We start from the raw sequence: 15,773 nt of genomic DNA on the forward strand, positions 1-15,773 counted from the left end.
ACCCATGGCGGAAGATCCGACCCCAGAGGCCCCGCAGCGGCTGCTGGTCCTGGACGGGCACTCGATGGCGTTCCGCGCGTTCTACGCGCTGCCCGCCGAGAACTTCGCCACGGACACGGGCCAGCACACGAACGCCGTGTACGGCTTCACCGCCATGCTCCTGACCATGATCCGGCAGCAGCGGCCCACGCACGTGGCCGTGGCGTTCGACCTCTCCGGGCCCACGTTCCGCTCCGAGGAGTACGGGGAGTACAAGGCCGGCCGATCCGAGACGCCCGCGGAGTTCGCGGGCCAGATCGAGCTGACCGTGAAGGTCATGGAGGCCCTGGGCATCCCCACGCTCACGCTGGAGGGCTACGAGGCCGACGACATCGTGGCCACGCTGTCCGCGCGCGCCGAGGAGGCGGGGTGGGAGGCCGTCGTCGTCTCCGGTGACCGGGACGCGTTCCAGCTCATCTCCGAGCGCACCACCGTGCTCTACCCCAAGAAGGGCGTCTCCGACATCCCGCCGATGGATGCGGACGCCGTCCTGGCCAAGTACGGGGTCGCCCCCGCCCAGTACCCCGAGCTCGCGGCCCTCGTCGGCGAGGCCGCGGACAACCTGCCCGGCGTGCCCGGCGTCGGCCCCGGGTTCGCCGCGAAGTGGCTGAAGCAGTACGGGGACCTCGACGGCGTGCTGGCGCACGCGCACGAGATCACGGGCAAGAAGGGGGAGGCGCTGCGCGAGCATCTCGAGGACGTGCGCCGCAACCGCCGCCTCAACGCCCTCGTGCGCGACCTCGACCTGCCGATCGGGCTCGAGGCGATGCGGCTCGAGATGCCCGAGCGCGAGCCCGTGGAGGAGCTGTTCGACGCGCTGCAGTTCAACCGCATCCGGGAGCGCGTGTTCGAGGTGTTCGGCGAGCGGGTGGGCGAGGACGCGCCGCCCCCCGAGGTCGAGGCCGCCCCGGAGTTCACCGAGGCGACGACGGCCGAGGACGTGCGCGCCTTCCTCGCCGCCGAGGCCGGCACCCTGCTCGGCGTCCACGTGGACGTCGAGGGCCCGGCCCTGCTGCCCCGCCGCAAGGTGCCCGTGCCCGGCACGTTCGGCACGCCCGTCGGCGTCGCGCTGGTGGGCGAGCGCGCGGGCCTGCACGTCACCCTCGACGGCGACACCCCGGACCCGGCGCTGGTGGCCGCCGTGCGCGACGCCCTCGGCGAGGGCGGACTGGCCAAGGCCGTGCACGACCTCAAGCGCACGCTCAAGGCGCTGACCGCGCCCACCGAGGGCGACGGGCTCGGCCCGGACGCGGCCCTGGACGGCGTGGTGGACGACGTGCTGCTCTCGGCCTACCTGATCCAGCCGGACCGGCGGGACACCTCGCTCGAGGCGCTGGCGGAGGCGCATCTGCACACCCCCCTCACCGCTCCGCGCGAGCCCGCTCAGCAGCGGGCGCAGGGGACGTTCGACCTCGACGGGGGTCAGGCCGCCGCCGAACGCGCGGCCCGCGCCGCGGACGCCGTGCGGGCCGCCTGGGTGGTGCGCCGTCTCTCGACCCAGTTCACGCCCCAGGTGCTCGACCGCGGGGCGCAGCGGCTGCTGCAGGAGCTCGAGATCCCGCTCTCGCGGCTGCTCGCCCGGATGGAGCTGACCGGGATCGCCGTCGACGTCGACGCCCTGACCGGCCTGCGCGAGGACTTCACCGACGCCGCCGACGCCGCCAAGGAGTCCGCGTGGGCGTCCGTCGCGGAGGAGACCGGCGGGATGCAGGTCAACCTCGGCTCGCCCAAGCAGCTGCAGGAGGTGCTGTTCGAGCGGCTCAACATGCCGCGCACGCGCAAGACGAAGACCGGCTACTCCACGGACGTGGACTCGCTGCAGGACCTGCTCGAGCAGACCCGGCACCCGTTCCTCGAGAACCTGATGGCCCACCGTGACGCCACGAAGCTCCGGCAGACCGTGGAGGGGCTGCTCGAGACCGTCGCCCCGGACGGCCGCATCCACACCACCTACTCGCAGACCGCCGCCGCCACGGGCCGACTGTCCTCGCTGCATCCGAACCTCCAGAACATCCCGGTGCGCACCGAGGCGGGCCGCCGCATCCGTGAGGTGTTCGTGGCGGACGAGGTGGCCGGGGAGCAGGCCGTGCTGCTCTCGGCCGACTACTCCCAGATCGAGATGCGCATCATGGCGCACCTGTCCGAGGACGAGGGGCTGATCCAGGCCTTCCGCGAGGGCGAGGACCTGCACTCGTTCGTCGGCTCGCAGGTGTTCGGCGTGGACCCGGACGAGGTCACGGCCGAGCAGCGCGCGAAGGTGAAGGCGATGAGCTACGGCCTGGCCTACGGCCTGTCCTCCTTCGGGCTGTCCAAGCAGCTGAAGATCTCGGTGGACGAGGCGCGCGGCCTCATGAAGGGCTACTTCGACCGCTTCGGCGGCGTGCGCGACTACCTGCGCGACGTCGTCGCTCAGGCGCGGCAGGACGGGTACACCTCGACGATCGAGGGGCGCCGTCGCTACCTGCCGGACCTCAGCTCGGACAACCGTCAGCTGCGGGACATGGCCGAGCGCGCCGCGCTCAACGCCCCCATCCAGGGCTCGGCCGCGGACATCATCAAGCGCGCGATGCTCGACGTGCAGGCCGGCCTCGAGGAGCACAAGCTGGCCTCGCGCCTGCTGCTGCAGGTCCACGACGAGCTCATCCTCGAGGTCCCGGCCGCCGAGCTCGAGCAGGCCACGGCGCTCCTGAAGGAGCGGATGGGCCGGGCCGCCGAGCTCTCCGTGCCGCTCGACGTGCACGTCGGCCAGGGAAGGAGCTGGCATGACGCCGCACACTGACGCGCCGGAGGGTCCGTCGCTGCGGCGGCTGGCCGACGCCGCCGAGGCCCGACTCGGAGAGCACGGCCTCGCGCTGCGCGACCTCGGGGTCCTCGGCCCCGAGGATCCCGCCGCATCGCACTTCGCGGCCGCGGTCGAACGGGGCTTCTACGAGACGGTGCCCACGGGCGCCGCGCTCCGCCAGCAGCTCGAGGCCCACGCGGCCGACGGACGGCGCCGGCTCGGCGTCTACGCGCCGGGGGACGACCCGGCGGCCCGCCGCCCCGCCGCCACCTTCGAGGACTTCGTGCAGCCGCTGACCACGTGGCCCGGCCGCACCGTCGACGCGTGGCTGATCACCGACGTGACCGTCTCGCCGGACGCCCGCCGGCGCGGCGTGCTGCGGGCCATGATGCTCAGGTCCCTCGCGGACGCGCGCGACGCCGGCCTGTGCGCGGCCGCCCTGACCGCGACCGAGGCTGCCATCTACGGCCGCTTCGGCTTCGGGGCCGCCACCCGGTGGCACGCCGTGCGGATCGACGTCTCGGGCGCCCCCGCGCTCACGGGCGCCCCGGCCGGCGGGCGGGTCACGGTCGAGGAGCCGCGGGAGATCCCCGGCCTCGTGGACGAGCTGTACGGACGGGTGCTGCCGGCCACCCCCGGCTCGGTCCAGCGGACCTCGTTCAGCGTGCCTCGCTGGGAGGACCGCGAGGCGAGCCGGAACGAGGGACGCGGCTCGGGGCTGTACGCGGCGGTCCACCGCGACGACGAGGGGCGGGTCCAGGGCGTCGCGCTGTACCGGTTCGAGGGCTGGGAGAAGGAGCCGCCCACGATCACCGTCACCGCGTTCCTCGCGGCGACCGCCGACGCGCGGCGCGGGCTCGTCCACCACCTGGCCCGGCTGGACCTGGTCGAGCGGATCGAGTGGGGCCGCGCGCCCGAGACCGGCTGGCTCGAGGCGCTCTTCGTCGACGAGCGGCGGGTGAGCCGGCACCGCGGCTCCGACGACCTGTACCTGCGGGTCCTGAACCTGCCCGCCGCCATGGTGGCCCGTGGCTGGGCGGGCGACGGGGAGGTCGTCGTCGCCGTCGAGGACGCGCTCGGCGCGATCGACGGGACGTGGCGGCTCACCGTCCGCCAGGGACGGGGCGCCGCCGAGCGGCTGGGCCCCGCAGCCGACGCCGTGGGCCTGGGCGCGGGGCTCCGGCTCGACGCGGCCCGGTTCTCCGCGCTCTGGCTCGGCGGGCACTCCCGCGGGGCCGGCGCCGCGGTGCTGGCGGAGGCCGGTGTCGTGGCGGAGCTGCGGGCCGGCGCGGCGGAGGCGTTCGACGCGCTCGTGCGGCCCGGACGACCCCTGCACACCCTCGTCGGCTTCTGATACGCTAGACGGGCACATTCGTGCGCATTTGTTACATGTCCATCACGACCCACGCCGGGTGGGGGCCCTCTGGTGCCCGGATGCCGCTCACCAGCGGCATCGATCCCGACGTGACCCCCGATCCCAACGGAGTCCCTCCTACATGACCACCACTTCCAACGCCCCGCAGGTCGCCATCAACGACATCGGCTCTGCCGAGGACCTGCTCGCCGCCATCGACGCGACCATCAAGTACTTCAACGATGGCGACCTCGTCGAGGGCACCGTCGTCAAGGTGGACCGCGACGAGGTCCTGCTCGACATCGGCTACAAGACCGAGGGCGTCATCCCGTCCCGCGAGCTGTCCATCAAGCACGACGTGGACCCGGACGAGGTCGTGGCCGTGGGCGACACCGTCGAGGCCCTGGTCCTCACCAAGGAGGACAAGGAGGGTCGCCTGATCCTCTCGAAGAAGCGCGCCCAGTACGAGCGCGCCTGGGGCGACATCGAGAAGATCAAGGAGGAGGACGGCGTCGTCGAGGGCACCGTCATCGAGGTGGTCAAGGGCGGCCTCATCCTCGACATCGGCCTGCGCGGCTTCCTCCCGGCCTCCCTCGTGGAGATGCGCCGCGTGCGCGACCTGGCCCCCTACATCGGCCAGAAGCTCGAGGCGAAGATCATCGAGCTGGATAAGAACCGCAACAACGTGGTCCTGTCCCGCCGCGCCTGGCTCGAGCAGACCCAGTCCGAGGTCCGCTCGAACTTCCTCCACAAGCTGGAGAAGGGCCAGGTCCGCAACGGCACCGTGTCCTCGATCGTCAACTTCGGCGCCTTCGTGGACCTGGGCGGCGTGGACGGCCTCGTGCACGTCTCCGAGCTGTCCTGGAAGCACATCGACCACCCGTCCGAGGTCGTCGAGGTGGGCCAGGAGGTCACCGTCGAGGTCCTCGAGGTGGACATGGACCGCGAGCGTGTCTCCCTGTCGCTGAAGGCGACCCAGGAGGACCCGTGGCAGCTCTTCGCCCGCACCCACGCCCTCGGCCAGGTCGTGCCGGGCAAGGTCACCAAGCTCGTGCCGTTCGGTGCGTTCGTCCGCGTCGAGGACGGCATCGAGGGTCTCGTGCACATCTCGGAGCTGGCCTCGCGCCACATCGACACCGCCGAGCAGGTCGTGTCGGTCAACGACGAGCTGTTCGTCAAGGTCATCGACATCGACCTCGAGCGTCGCCGCATCTCCCTGTCCCTCAAGCAGGCCAACGAGGGCGTGGACCCCGAGGGCACCGAGTTCGACCCGGCGCTCTACGGCATGGCCGCGGAGTACGACGAGGAGGGCAACTACAAGTACCCCGAGGGCTTCGACGTCGAGACCAACGAGTGGATGGAGGGCTTCGAGGCCGAGCGCGCCGCCTGGGAGCAGCAGTACGCCGACGCTCAGGCCCGCTGGGAGGCCCACAAGGAGCAGGTGCGCCGCTCCCTCGAGGAGGAGGCCAACGCCGGCGCCGACGCCGGTGCGGGCCTGGGCGGCTCGTCCTACTCCTCCGAGGCCCCGTCCTCGGACGGCGGCACCCTGGCCTCGGACGAGGCCCTCGCCGCCCTGCGCGAGAAGCTCACCGGCAACTGATCGCCGCGGTGCGTGACCGTCCCTGACGGCCCGCGCCGAGCCCCCGACGCCCCGTCCCTCCCTCCGGAGGGGCGGGGCGTCGTCGCGTCCCGGGGGACCGGCCGCGGGGGAGTGGACGGGCCCCGGCGGCCGCGCTCAGCGGCGCTCGGAGACCGTCACGGTGAACGTGCGGTCGCGCGCCGTCTGCCGGGTCGGCCCGACGAGGTCCTCCAGCACCGGCCGGTACCGCAGATGCGAGTTCCAGACGCACCACAGCCGGCCGCCCGGCTCCAGCACCCGCGCCGCGGCCGCCACCAGCCGGTGGGCCATGGAGGGGTCCACGGCGTTGCCGTCGTGGAACGGGGGATTCAGGAGCACGCACTCCTCCGTCCCGTCCGGCCACGTGGCCAGGGCGTCGTCGCGCACGGCCCGGACGCGGTCCGCCACTCCGTTCGCGCGGGCCGTGGCGAGCGTCGAGGCCACCGCCACGGCGGACTGGTCGGTGGCCAGCACGGTGACGTGCGGCCACAGCCGCGCCGCCCCGACCGAGAGCAGCCCGTTGCCGCAGCCCAGGTCCACGACGCGCCCCGGCGGGCGCGGGTCGTCGGCGAGCGAGGCGAGCAGCAGACGGGAGCCCGGGTCGGCGGCGGCTCCGCCGAAGGTGCCGGCGTGGGCCACCAGGTGCAGGCGCCCCACGCCGGGGACGTCCCGGTCGGACTCCTCCGGCGGCCGGGGGGTCACGCCGGGACGCGGGCCCCGGGCCGTGAGCACGCGCGCCTTGCGTCGTCCCCGTCCGGCGACGACGTCCTCGAACGCCGCGCCGAGCACCGCGTTCATGCGCGGACTCATGTGCTTGTCGCGGCCGCCGGCCAGCAGGACCACGCCGGGGTCGGCCGCGCCCGCCACGATCCGGGACAGCCGGTCGAGCTCGTCGAGCGAGCGGGGCAGCGGCAGCAGGACCGTCCGGGCGCCCCGGGCCGCCTCCTCGGGCGTGGCCGACCGCTCGAGCTCGCCGGTCTCCCCGCCGAGGCGACCGGCGGCGCGCCACGCGGCGAGGTTCGCGTCCAGCGAGCGCTCGGCGGAGGCGTCGTCCTGGTGGACCCGCACGTCGTGGCCGGCCGTGAGCAGGGGCAGGGTCAGCGCGCCGTGCCGGTCCTCCAGCACGGCCACCGGGCCGGGGACGTGCCCGCTCGCGATCCACCCGGCCAGGGTGTCGAGCAGGAGCAGGTCCGCCGCGTCGTGGGCCTGACGGTCGGGCTCGGGCGGCAGCGGCCACCGGTCCAGCGCCGCGAAGTCCACGCCCGCGGTGAGGTCGTCCGGCAGCCCGCCGCGGGCGACATCGGGGGTGACCCCCCGGGGCAACGGCTCACTCATGGTCCACCCAGTCCTCCCCGATCCGCTCCGCATGCCCGGCGCCGGCCGTGACGTCCGCGAGCCGCGCCGCGAACGCCGCGCGGGCCTCCTCGGTGTCCGGCACACCGACCGTCAGGCGGACCGCCGCGGCGCCGTAGCTCGCCTCCAGCACCGACACGCCCGCCGCGCGCAGCTCGTTCTCCCACCGGCCGGCGTCGGTGTGGGGCGCCTCCACCGCGAGCAGGGCCAGCCGGGAGCGGGTGCGCAGCGGGGCGGCGTCGAGCGCCCCGGACACCGAGTCCGAGTAGGCGCGCACCAGGCCCCCGGCGCCCAGCTTGATCCCCCCGAACCAGCGCACGACGACGGCGCACACGTCCGTCAGGTCGGTCCGGCCCGGCGCGGTCTCGCGCTGGACGAGGGCCTCGAGCATGGGGACGCCGGCGGTGCCGGCGGGCTCGCCGTCGTCGCTGGAACGCATCCGGTCCCGGGCGGGGCCGAGGACGAACGCGCTGCACACGTGCCGCGCGTCGTGGTGCCGGCGCCGCAGGACGGCGACCATCTCGCGCGCCTGCGCCTCGTCCTCGACGCGCCCGAGGTAGGTGAGGAAGCGGCTGCGGCGGATCTCCACCTCCCGTTCCAGCCAGCCGTCGGGGTCGCGGGCGGACGCCGGCAGGACCGTGCAGCGCGCGGTCGGGGCGGGGGCGGGATCGGGCATGACCCCACCCTAGGGGCTGGCCGAGGACGGGCACGCCGTCGAGCCCGGACGTGAGCTTCGGTACAGTGGGGGACCGTGCCACCCGGCACCGGCCCACCGGTGAGCGTGCACGCGTGCCGCCGCGGGCCTCCCACGACCCTGTCCCGGGAGACTCATGACTTCCCCGCTCACTCGCCTGCACGACACGTTGGGGCTCCGCACGAGTCCGGCGATCTTTTTCGGCTCGGCCGCCGTGGTCGTCCTCTTCACCGCCGCGATGGGCCTGTTCCCGGGTCCGGTCCAGGCGGCCTTCGGCGCGGTCTCGAGCTGGCTGCGCTACGACGTCGGCTGGATCTACACGCTCAGCCTGACCCTGCTGGTGGCGTTCCTGTTCATCCTCGCCGTGACCCGGTACGGCCGGGTCAAGCTCGGCGACGACGACGCGGTGCCGGAGTACTCCGGCCTGACCTGGTTCGGCATGATGTTCGCCGCCGGCGTCGGCGCGGTGCTGATGTTCTGGGGCATCGCCGAGCCGATGAACCACTACGCCAACCCGCCCATGGCGGGGACGGAGCCATTCTCCGACCGCGCGGCCTCGGAGGCCATGTCGATCGCGAACTTCCACTTCGGCATCCACATGTGGGCGATCCTGCTCGTCCCGGGCCTGTGCTTCGGCTACTTCACGTACAAGCGCAAGCTGCCCCCGCGCGTGTCCTCCGCCTTCCAGCCCCTCCTGGGCGATCGCATCCACGGCCCCATCGGCAAGACGATCGACATCATCGCCGTGGTCTCCACCGTGTTCGGCCTCGGCGTGTCCGTGGGCCTGGGCGCCCTGCAGATCAACGCGGGCATGAACTACGTGTTGGGCACCCCCGTGGCCGGCTGGGTCCAGGCGCTCATCCTGGCCGTCATCACCGCCGTGGGCACGGCCTCCGTGCTGGCCGGCATGGACAAGGGCGTCAAGCGGCTGTCCTACGCCAACATCCTGCTGGCCATCGCCCTGCTCGTGTACGTCCTGATGTGGGCCGTCTCCAGCATGGACGTCATCCGCGGCACCGTGCAGGCGATCGGCGAGTACGCCTCGATGCTGCCCCTGCTCTCCACCTACAACGACACGTACAACTCGGGCCAGTGGTCCGGTGACTGGACCGTCTTCTACTGGGCCTGGACCGTGACGTGGGCGCCCTTCGTGGGGATGTTCTTCGCCCGCATCTCACGCGGCCGCACCATCCGCTCCTTCATCATGGCCGGCCTCGGCCTGCCCACGGCGTTCGTCATCATCTGGATGGGCATCTACGGCTACTCCGCGTTCCAGTCGGACCGCGCCACCGCGCCGGCGCCGGGCCAGGGCGGCGACCTCACGCAGACGATCGTCACCGACGGCAACGTCCAGGCCGCCCTGTTCCAGCACCTGCAGGGCACCCCGCTCTACACGGTGGCCGCGGTCGTGGCGCTCGTGGTCATCACGCTGTTCTTCATCACCTCGATCGACTCGGGCGCGCTCGTGATGGACGCGATGGCCAACGGCCACGAGGATGCGGCGCCCCGCCGCCAGTCCGTGTTCTGGGCCGTGTCCATCGGTGCGGTCTGCGCGGCCATCATCCTCACCGCGGGCGAGAACGGCCTGGCTGCGCTGCAGGAGGTGATCATCGTGATCGGCCTGCCCATCCTGCTCATCACCGTCACGCAGGCCGCACTGCTGCTGCAGGCCCTGCGCGAGGACGCGGGTGCCGCGCGGCCCATGCGGACCCGCCAGTGGAAGCAGGTGCTGCCGGCCGAGGAGTACCGCCGCCGCGCCACCGAGGACGGCGTCGACGTCTCGGACTTCGTGATCCGCCCCGAGTTCGAGGTCGGTACCGAGCCGGAGAACGACACGCACACCCCGAAGACGTGGCACCAGCAGCGCATCGACGCGGCCAAGGCCCTCGTCACCGTCGGCCTGACCGGCGGCATCGCCGCGGGCCGCACCGAGGTCGGCGCGGAGCTCGAGCGGCGGGGCGCCGTCGTCGTGGAGTTCGACGACCTGATGGGGGAGATCCTCGTGCCCGGCAACCCCGTGCTCGAGGAGCTCCGGTCGGTCTTCGGCGAGGACATCGTCCGCGCGGACGGCACCCTGGACGCGCGCGCCCTCAACCGGCTCACCACCGAGAGCTCGACCGCCCGGACGCGAATGTACGAGATCGTCTCCCCGGCGGTGCGCGACGAGGCGAACCGCCGGGCCCGCGAGATCGGCGAGGACTCCGTGCTGGTGGTCGACCTGGCCCTGCTGGCCGAGACCGGCTCCGAGCGCGACTTCGACCAGGTGCTGGCCGTCTCTGCTCCCGCCGAGGTGCGCGTCGCCCGGCTCATGGAGTCCCACGACATGACCCGCGAGCGGGCCTGGGCCTTCATCGACGAGGAGGCGGCGGACGAGGAGCGGGCCGAGATCGCGGACACCGTGATCGAGAACGACGGCTCGCTCGAGGACCTGCAGGAGGCCGTCCGGGCATACTGGGAGGCCAAGATCCAGCCTCAGCTCGAGGCCGCCCGAGGGGAGCGCGTATGACCGAGACCGACCCGGTGGCCGAACGGCCGCGCGTCCATGTGGGCCTGACCGGCGGGATCGCCGCCGGCAAGTCCGCGGTGGCCCGCGTCCTGCAGGAGCGTGGCGCGCTCCTGGTGGACTCGGACGCCCTCGCCCGGCTGGTCCTCGAGAAGGGCACCGACGGGCTGGCCGCCGTCCGGGACGAGTTCGGGGACCGCGTCATCACTGCGGACGGTGAGCTCGACCGCGTCGAGATGGCCCGCATCGTCTTCGGGGACGAGGGCGCCCGGCAGCGCCTGAACCGCATCGTGCACCCCCGGATCCGGGCCGCGGCCCGGCGCATCGTCGCCGAGGCCGGGCCGGACGCCGTCGTGGTGCAGGACGTGCCGCTGCTGGTGGAGACCGGGCAGGCGGACGCGTTCGACCTCGTGATCGTGGTGGAGGCCCCGCTCGAGGAGCGCCTGCGCCGGATGGTGGAGGACCGCGGCATGAGCCGCGCGGACGCCGAGGCGCGGATCGCGGCCCAGGCCACGGACGAGCAGCGGCGCGCCGTCGCGGACGTGGTCATCGTCAACGACGCCGACCTCGAGCGGCTCGCGTCCGTGGCGAACCAGGTGTGGGACCGGTTCCTCGCCCCCGACGCGGCTGAGCCCTCGGCGGACTGACCGCCGGGGTGTCCGGGGCGCGGCGTAGGGTTCTGCCATGAGCCTGGCCCAGAAGATCAACCGCGTCGTCGCCCCGTTCGAGGTCATCTCCCCGTACCAGCCCTCCGGTGACCAGCCGAAGGCCATCGCCGAGCTCGCCGAGCGCGTGGAGGCGGGGGAGAAGGACGTCGTCCTGATGGGGGCCACCGGCACGGGCAAGTCGGCGACGACGGCGTGGCTCGTCGAGCGCCTCCAGCGGCCCACGCTGGTGATGGTGCAGAACAAGACGCTCGCGGCGCAGCTGGCCAACGAGTTCCGCGAGCTGCTGCCCAACAACGCGGTCGAGTACTTCGTCTCCTACTACGACTACTACCAGCCTGAGGCGTACGTCCCGCAGACGGACACCTTCATCGAGAAGGACTCCTCCATCAACGAGGAGGTCGAGCGGCTGCGCCACTCGGCCACGAACGCGCTGCTGACCCGGCGGGACGTGATCGTGGTGGCCACCGTCTCCTGCATCTACGGCCTCGGCACGCCCGAGGAGTACATCGAGCAGATGGTCACCCTGCGCCGCGGTGCGGAGATGGACCGGGACGTGCTCCTGCGGCGGTTCGTGCAGATGCAGTACGTGCGCAACGACGTCGACTTCCACCGCGGCACCTTCCGTGTGCGGGGGGACACCGTGGAGATCATCCCCATGTACGAGGAGCTCGCGGTGCGCATCGAGTTCTTCGGGGACGAGATCGAGTCCATCCAGACCCTGCACCCGCTCACCGGCCAGGTGGTGCGCGAGGAGGAGGAGATGTACATCTTCCCTGCCTCGCACTACGTGGCCGGCGACGAGCGCATGGGCCGGGCGATCACCACCATCGAGGACGAGCTCCGCGAGCGGCTGCAGGAGCTGGAGTCCCAGGACAAGCTCCTCGAGGCGCAGCGGCTGCGCATGCGCACCACGTACGACCTCGAGATGATGCAGCAGATGGGCTACTGCAACGGCATCGAGAACTACTCGCGTCACATCGACGGCCGTCCCGCCGGCTCCGCCCCGCACTGCCTGCTGGACTACTTCCCGGACGACTTCCTGCTCGTGGTGGACGAGTCCCACGTGACCATCCCGCAGATCGGCGCGATGTACGAGGGGGACATGTCCCGCAAGCGCACCCTCGTGGAGCACGGCTTCCGCCTGCCCTCGGCCATGGACAACCGCCCGCTGAAGTGGGACGAGTTCCTCGAGCGGATCGGGCAGACCGTGTACCTCTCCGCCACGCCGGGCGCCTACGAGCTCGGCCAGGCGGACGGCTATGTCGAGCAGATCATCCGGCCCACCGGGCTCGTGGACCCGCAGGTGGTGGTCAAGCCGACCGAGGGCCAGATCGACGACCTGCTCGAGCAGATCCGCGTGCGCACGGCCAAGGACGAGCGCGTCCTGGTGACCACGCTGACCAAGCGCATGGCCGAGGACCTCACGGACTACCTGCTCGAGGCGGGGGTGAAGGTCGAGTACCTCCACTCGGATGTGGACACGCTGCGCCGCGTGGAGCTGCTGCGGGAGCTGCGCAAGGGCACCTTCGACGTGCTGGTGGGCATCAACCTGCTGCGCGAGGGCCTGGACCTGCCCGAGGTCTCGCTCGTGGCGATCCTGGACGCGGACAAGGAGGGCTTCCTGCGCTCCACCACCTCCCTCATCCAGACCATCGGCCGCGCCGCCCGCAACGTGTCCGGGGAGGTCCACATGTACGCGGACAACGTCACCGACTCCATGCGCCGGGCGATCGAGGAGACCGAGCGGCGCCGGGCCGTGCAGATCGCGTACAACGAGGAGCACGGGATCGACCCCCAGCCCCTGCGCAAGCGCATCGCGGACATCACGGACCAGCTGGCCCGGGAGGACGCGGACACCGCCGACTTCCTCAAGGGCATGGGCGGCGTGAAGTCCGGGTTCGACTTCGGCATGGGCCACCGCGGCCTCAGCTCGCTGGACCGGGCCCCGGCCACGGGGGAGGGCGCCGAGGCCCCGGCGGTGGACCCGGCGTCGCTGCCCGCCAAGGACCTGGCCGATCTGATCGAGCAGATGTCGCAGCAGATGCACCAGGCGGCGGCGGACCTGCAGTTCGAGCTTGCGGCCCGCCTGCGCGATGAGGTGGGCGAGCTCAAGAAGGAGCTGCGGCAGATGAAGCGGGAGCAGTGACCGCCCGGCGCGTTCCGCGCCCAGGGTGTTATGAAAACACTGATGAATGTCGTCATATCAGTGATAGTGTGACGCCATGAGCGCAGCACCCCCGGTCGCGGCCGTGATCGCGGACATCGTCGGCTCCCGCGCGCTCCCGGACCGGGAGCGGGCGCAGGAGCAGATCCTGGCCGCCTTCGCGGCCGCGGAACGGGATGTCCCGCCGCTGCGGCCCGCCTGGGCCAGCGTCGGCGACGAGTTCCAGGCGCTGCACCGCGCCTGGCCGGACGCGCTCCGGCTGACCGTCCGCGTCACGCTCGCCCTGCCCCCGGGCCTCGACCTGCGGTTCGGGATCGGCCTGGGGCAGCGGCGGGCCCTGGACGCCGGCGGAGACGGCATCGAGGACGGCACGGCCTGGTATCGGGCCCGCGAGGCCGTCGAGCGTGCACACGAGCGGGCGGCCGGTGCCGGGACCGCCTTCCGCGCCGCGGACCCGTCCCTCACCGCCGCCGTGGACGGGCTCGTCCTGCTGCGCGACCACGTCCTCGGCCGGCTCAAGGCCCGCGAGCGCCGGATCGCCGCAGCCCTGCTGGGCGGGGCGACCCAGGCGCAGACCGCCCGGGCGGAGCGGATCACGCAGTCCGCGGTGTCGCAGGCCGTCGCGCGGTCCGGGATCGACCGGCTGCTCGAGCTGGACGCCGAGCTCGCCGCCGCGGCGACGGAGGTCGCGCCGTGACCGCCCTCGCACTGCTCGCCCTGGGGCTGCACGACCTGCTCGACGCCGTCCTGCCCGGCGCCTGGCCCGCCCCCCGGCGGCGGTGGCTCGCCCGGGCCGGTGCGGCCGTGGCCGCCGTCCTCGCCGCGGTGCTCGTGGCCGTCCTGGCGCCGACCGCCCTCTCCGTCGCGGTGGGCGGCGGCCTGGTGGCCCTCGGCCTGCTGATGGGCTGGACATGGCTGCACCCGGACCGGCCGCTCGGGGTGGTCGCAGTGGTGGCCACGGTCGGCCTCGTGGCCGTGCTCGAGTCGACCCTGGCGCCCGCGGGCCTGCGCTCCGCGCCCCCTGCCCTCACGCTGCTGGCGGTGGCGCTGGCCCTGACCGAGACCGGCAACCGGGTCACCCGCGCGGTCCTCGCCCTGGCGGGCCGGCCCGCCGACGGAGGCGACGAGGAGGCGGAGGAGCCCGCGGCGGAGCCCACGACCGTGCCGTCCGCCGCGCCCACGGACCCCGCGGCCGACGGCCTGCGCGGCGGCCGCTACATCGGACCCATGGAGCGGCTGCTCATGGTCGTCCTGGGGCTCGCGCAGGCCTATCCGGTGATCGCGGCCCTGATGGCGGCCAAGGGCATCGTCCGCTTCCCGGAGATCTCGGCGGACCGAGGTGCCGGCTCACGCGCGGAGGAGTTCCTCATCGGCTCCCTCGCCAGTTGGGGCCTGGCCGCCGCCGGTGCCGTCGTCGTCTGGCTCGCCCTGGGACTGACCGCCCCCGGCGCAGCCTGAGACCGGGCCCACCCGCGGCCGAGCGCGGGGCCGCACCCGTCTAGACTGGCGCGGCCCCCACGAAAGGAACCCCTCCATGGACGTGCTCAGTCCCGTCTTCGAGACCACGACCCTTGTGGTCCTCGGCGTCATCCTCCTGCTCGACCTGCTGTACGTCGCGCGCCGCCCCCACGAGCCCTCCATGAAGGAGGCCGGCCTGTGGATCGGGTTCTACGTGGCGCTGGCGCTGGTCTTCGCGGGGCTGCTCTTCGCCCTGGGCGATGCGCAGCACGGCACCGAGTTCCTCGCCGGCTGGGTCACCGAGTACAGCCTCAGCGTGGACAACCTGTTCGTGTTCCTCATCATCATGGCCAAGTTCCAGGTGCCCCGCCGCTACCAGCAGGAGGTGCTGATGGTGGGCATCATCATCGCGCTGATCGCCCGCGCGGTGTTCATCGCGGTCGGTGCCGTCGCCATCGAGCACCTGACGTGGGTGTTCTACATCTTCGGCGCCTTCCTGCTCTGGACCGCCTGGCAGCAGCTCAAGGACGACGGCGAGGACGAGGAGTCCGAGCCGGGCGTCGTGGCCCGCCTGACCCGCCGCCTCAACGTGGCGCCCGACTACGACGGCAACCGACTGCGCACCACCGTGGACGGCCGGCGCATGTTCACCCCCATGGTGGTCGTGTTCATCACGATCGGCCTGACGGACGTGATGTTCGCGGTGGACTCCATCCCGGCGATCTTCGGCCTCACCCAGAACTGGTTCATCGTCCTGACCGCCAACATCTTCGCCCTCATGGGCCTGCGCCAGCTCTACTTCCTGCTGGGCGGGCTCATGGACCGTCTCGTGTTCCTCAAGCACGGGCTCGCGTTCATCCTCGCCTTCATCGGCGTCAAGCTCGTGTTCCACGCCCTGCACGAGAACGAGCTGCCCTTCATCAACGGCGGTCACCCCGTGACGGCCGTCCCGGAGATCTCCACGTTCGTCTCCCTCGGCGTCATCCTCGGCACCCTGGTGCTGGCCACCGTGGCGTCGCTGATCTGGGGCCGCACGGACCGGGAGTCCGCCTCCCCGCTCACCGGCCAGGTCCAGCGCATGGAGGACTACGCCGACCGGGCCCGCCGCGACGACCGCTGACCCGCCGCCCGCGCCAGCCG

Annotated in this window: 11 protein-coding genes; 9 read left to right on the plus strand and 2 right to left on the minus strand. The window is 72.8% G+C overall.

Features of this window, described 5'->3' with window-relative positions; translation table 11 throughout:
* Window positions 1–4 precede the first annotated feature (4 nt).
* The 3 genes from polA (at window position 5) to rpsA (ending at window position 5,775) form a co-directional block, all read left to right on the plus strand.
* On the plus strand, window positions 5–2,818 hold the full coding sequence (gene polA, locus AC3RKA_RS05430; protein WP_336264821.1) for a DNA polymerase I: 2,814 nt from the start codon (window positions 5–7) through the stop codon (window positions 2,816–2,818).
* Window positions 2,802–4,175 carry a GNAT family N-acetyltransferase gene (locus AC3RKA_RS05435; protein WP_336264820.1) on the plus strand — a complete coding sequence of 458 codons (1,374 nt, stop codon included), beginning with the start codon at window positions 2,802–2,804 and terminating at the stop codon, window positions 4,173–4,175. The genes polA and AC3RKA_RS05435 overlap by 17 nt, the downstream gene beginning before the upstream one ends.
* A 142-nt stretch (window positions 4,176–4,317) precedes the next feature.
* Entirely contained in the window at window positions 4,318–5,775 is a 1,458-nt protein-coding gene (rpsA, locus tag AC3RKA_RS05440) for a 30S ribosomal protein S1 (RefSeq protein ID WP_002855685.1), read from the plus strand.
* 135 nt (window positions 5,776–5,910) lie between these two features.
* On the opposite strand, the gene AC3RKA_RS05445 is transcribed toward rpsA, so the two are convergent.
* A complete protein-coding gene (locus AC3RKA_RS05445; protein ID WP_336264819.1) occupies window positions 5,911–7,128 on the minus strand; it encodes a class I SAM-dependent methyltransferase in 1,218 nt (405 codons plus the stop codon).
* A complete protein-coding gene (locus AC3RKA_RS05450; RefSeq protein ID WP_002855681.1) occupies window positions 7,121–7,822 on the minus strand; it encodes an IMPACT family protein in 702 nt (233 codons plus the stop codon). The genes AC3RKA_RS05445 and AC3RKA_RS05450 overlap by 8 nt, the downstream gene beginning before the upstream one ends.
* A gap of 154 nt (window positions 7,823–7,976) precedes the next feature.
* Here AC3RKA_RS05450 and coaE (AC3RKA_RS05455) point away from each other — a divergent pair, with 154 nt between their 5' ends.
* The 6 genes from coaE (AC3RKA_RS05455) to AC3RKA_RS05480 all read left to right on the plus strand — a co-directional run bounded on the left by coaE (AC3RKA_RS05455) (window position 7,977) and on the right by AC3RKA_RS05480 (window position 15,753).
* Window positions 7,977–10,346 carry a dephospho-CoA kinase gene (coaE, locus tag AC3RKA_RS05455; RefSeq protein WP_002855679.1) on the plus strand — a complete coding sequence of 790 codons (2,370 nt, stop codon included), beginning with the start codon at window positions 7,977–7,979 and terminating at the stop codon, window positions 10,344–10,346.
* Entirely contained in the window at window positions 10,343–10,990 is a 648-nt protein-coding gene (gene coaE, locus AC3RKA_RS05460) for a dephospho-CoA kinase (RefSeq protein ID WP_002855677.1), read from the plus strand. Before coaE (AC3RKA_RS05455) ends, coaE (AC3RKA_RS05460) begins: the two co-directional genes overlap by 4 nt.
* 37 nt (window positions 10,991–11,027) lie before the next feature.
* Window positions 11,028–13,157 carry an excinuclease ABC subunit UvrB gene (gene uvrB / locus AC3RKA_RS05465; RefSeq protein ID WP_002855674.1) on the plus strand — a complete coding sequence of 710 codons (2,130 nt, stop codon included), beginning with the start codon at window positions 11,028–11,030 and terminating at the stop codon, window positions 13,155–13,157.
* A 76-nt stretch (window positions 13,158–13,233) separates the two neighbouring features.
* Window positions 13,234–13,872, plus strand: coding sequence for a SatD family protein (locus AC3RKA_RS05470; RefSeq protein WP_002855673.1), 639 nt, complete (start codon window positions 13,234–13,236; stop codon window positions 13,870–13,872).
* Window positions 13,869–14,633 carry a hypothetical protein gene (locus tag AC3RKA_RS05475; protein WP_489727592.1) on the plus strand — a complete coding sequence of 255 codons (765 nt, stop codon included), beginning with the start codon at window positions 13,869–13,871 and terminating at the stop codon, window positions 14,631–14,633. The genes AC3RKA_RS05470 and AC3RKA_RS05475 overlap by 4 nt, the downstream gene beginning before the upstream one ends.
* Window positions 14,634–14,709: 76 nt before the next feature.
* Complete coding sequence (locus tag AC3RKA_RS05480) at window positions 14,710–15,753, plus strand: TerC family protein (RefSeq protein ID WP_002855671.1); 1,044 nt, start codon at window positions 14,710–14,712, stop codon at window positions 15,751–15,753.
* Window positions 15,754–15,773: the final 20 nt, after the last annotated feature.

The sequence above is a fragment of the Micrococcus sp. iso_229 genome, from assembly GCF_058072725.1.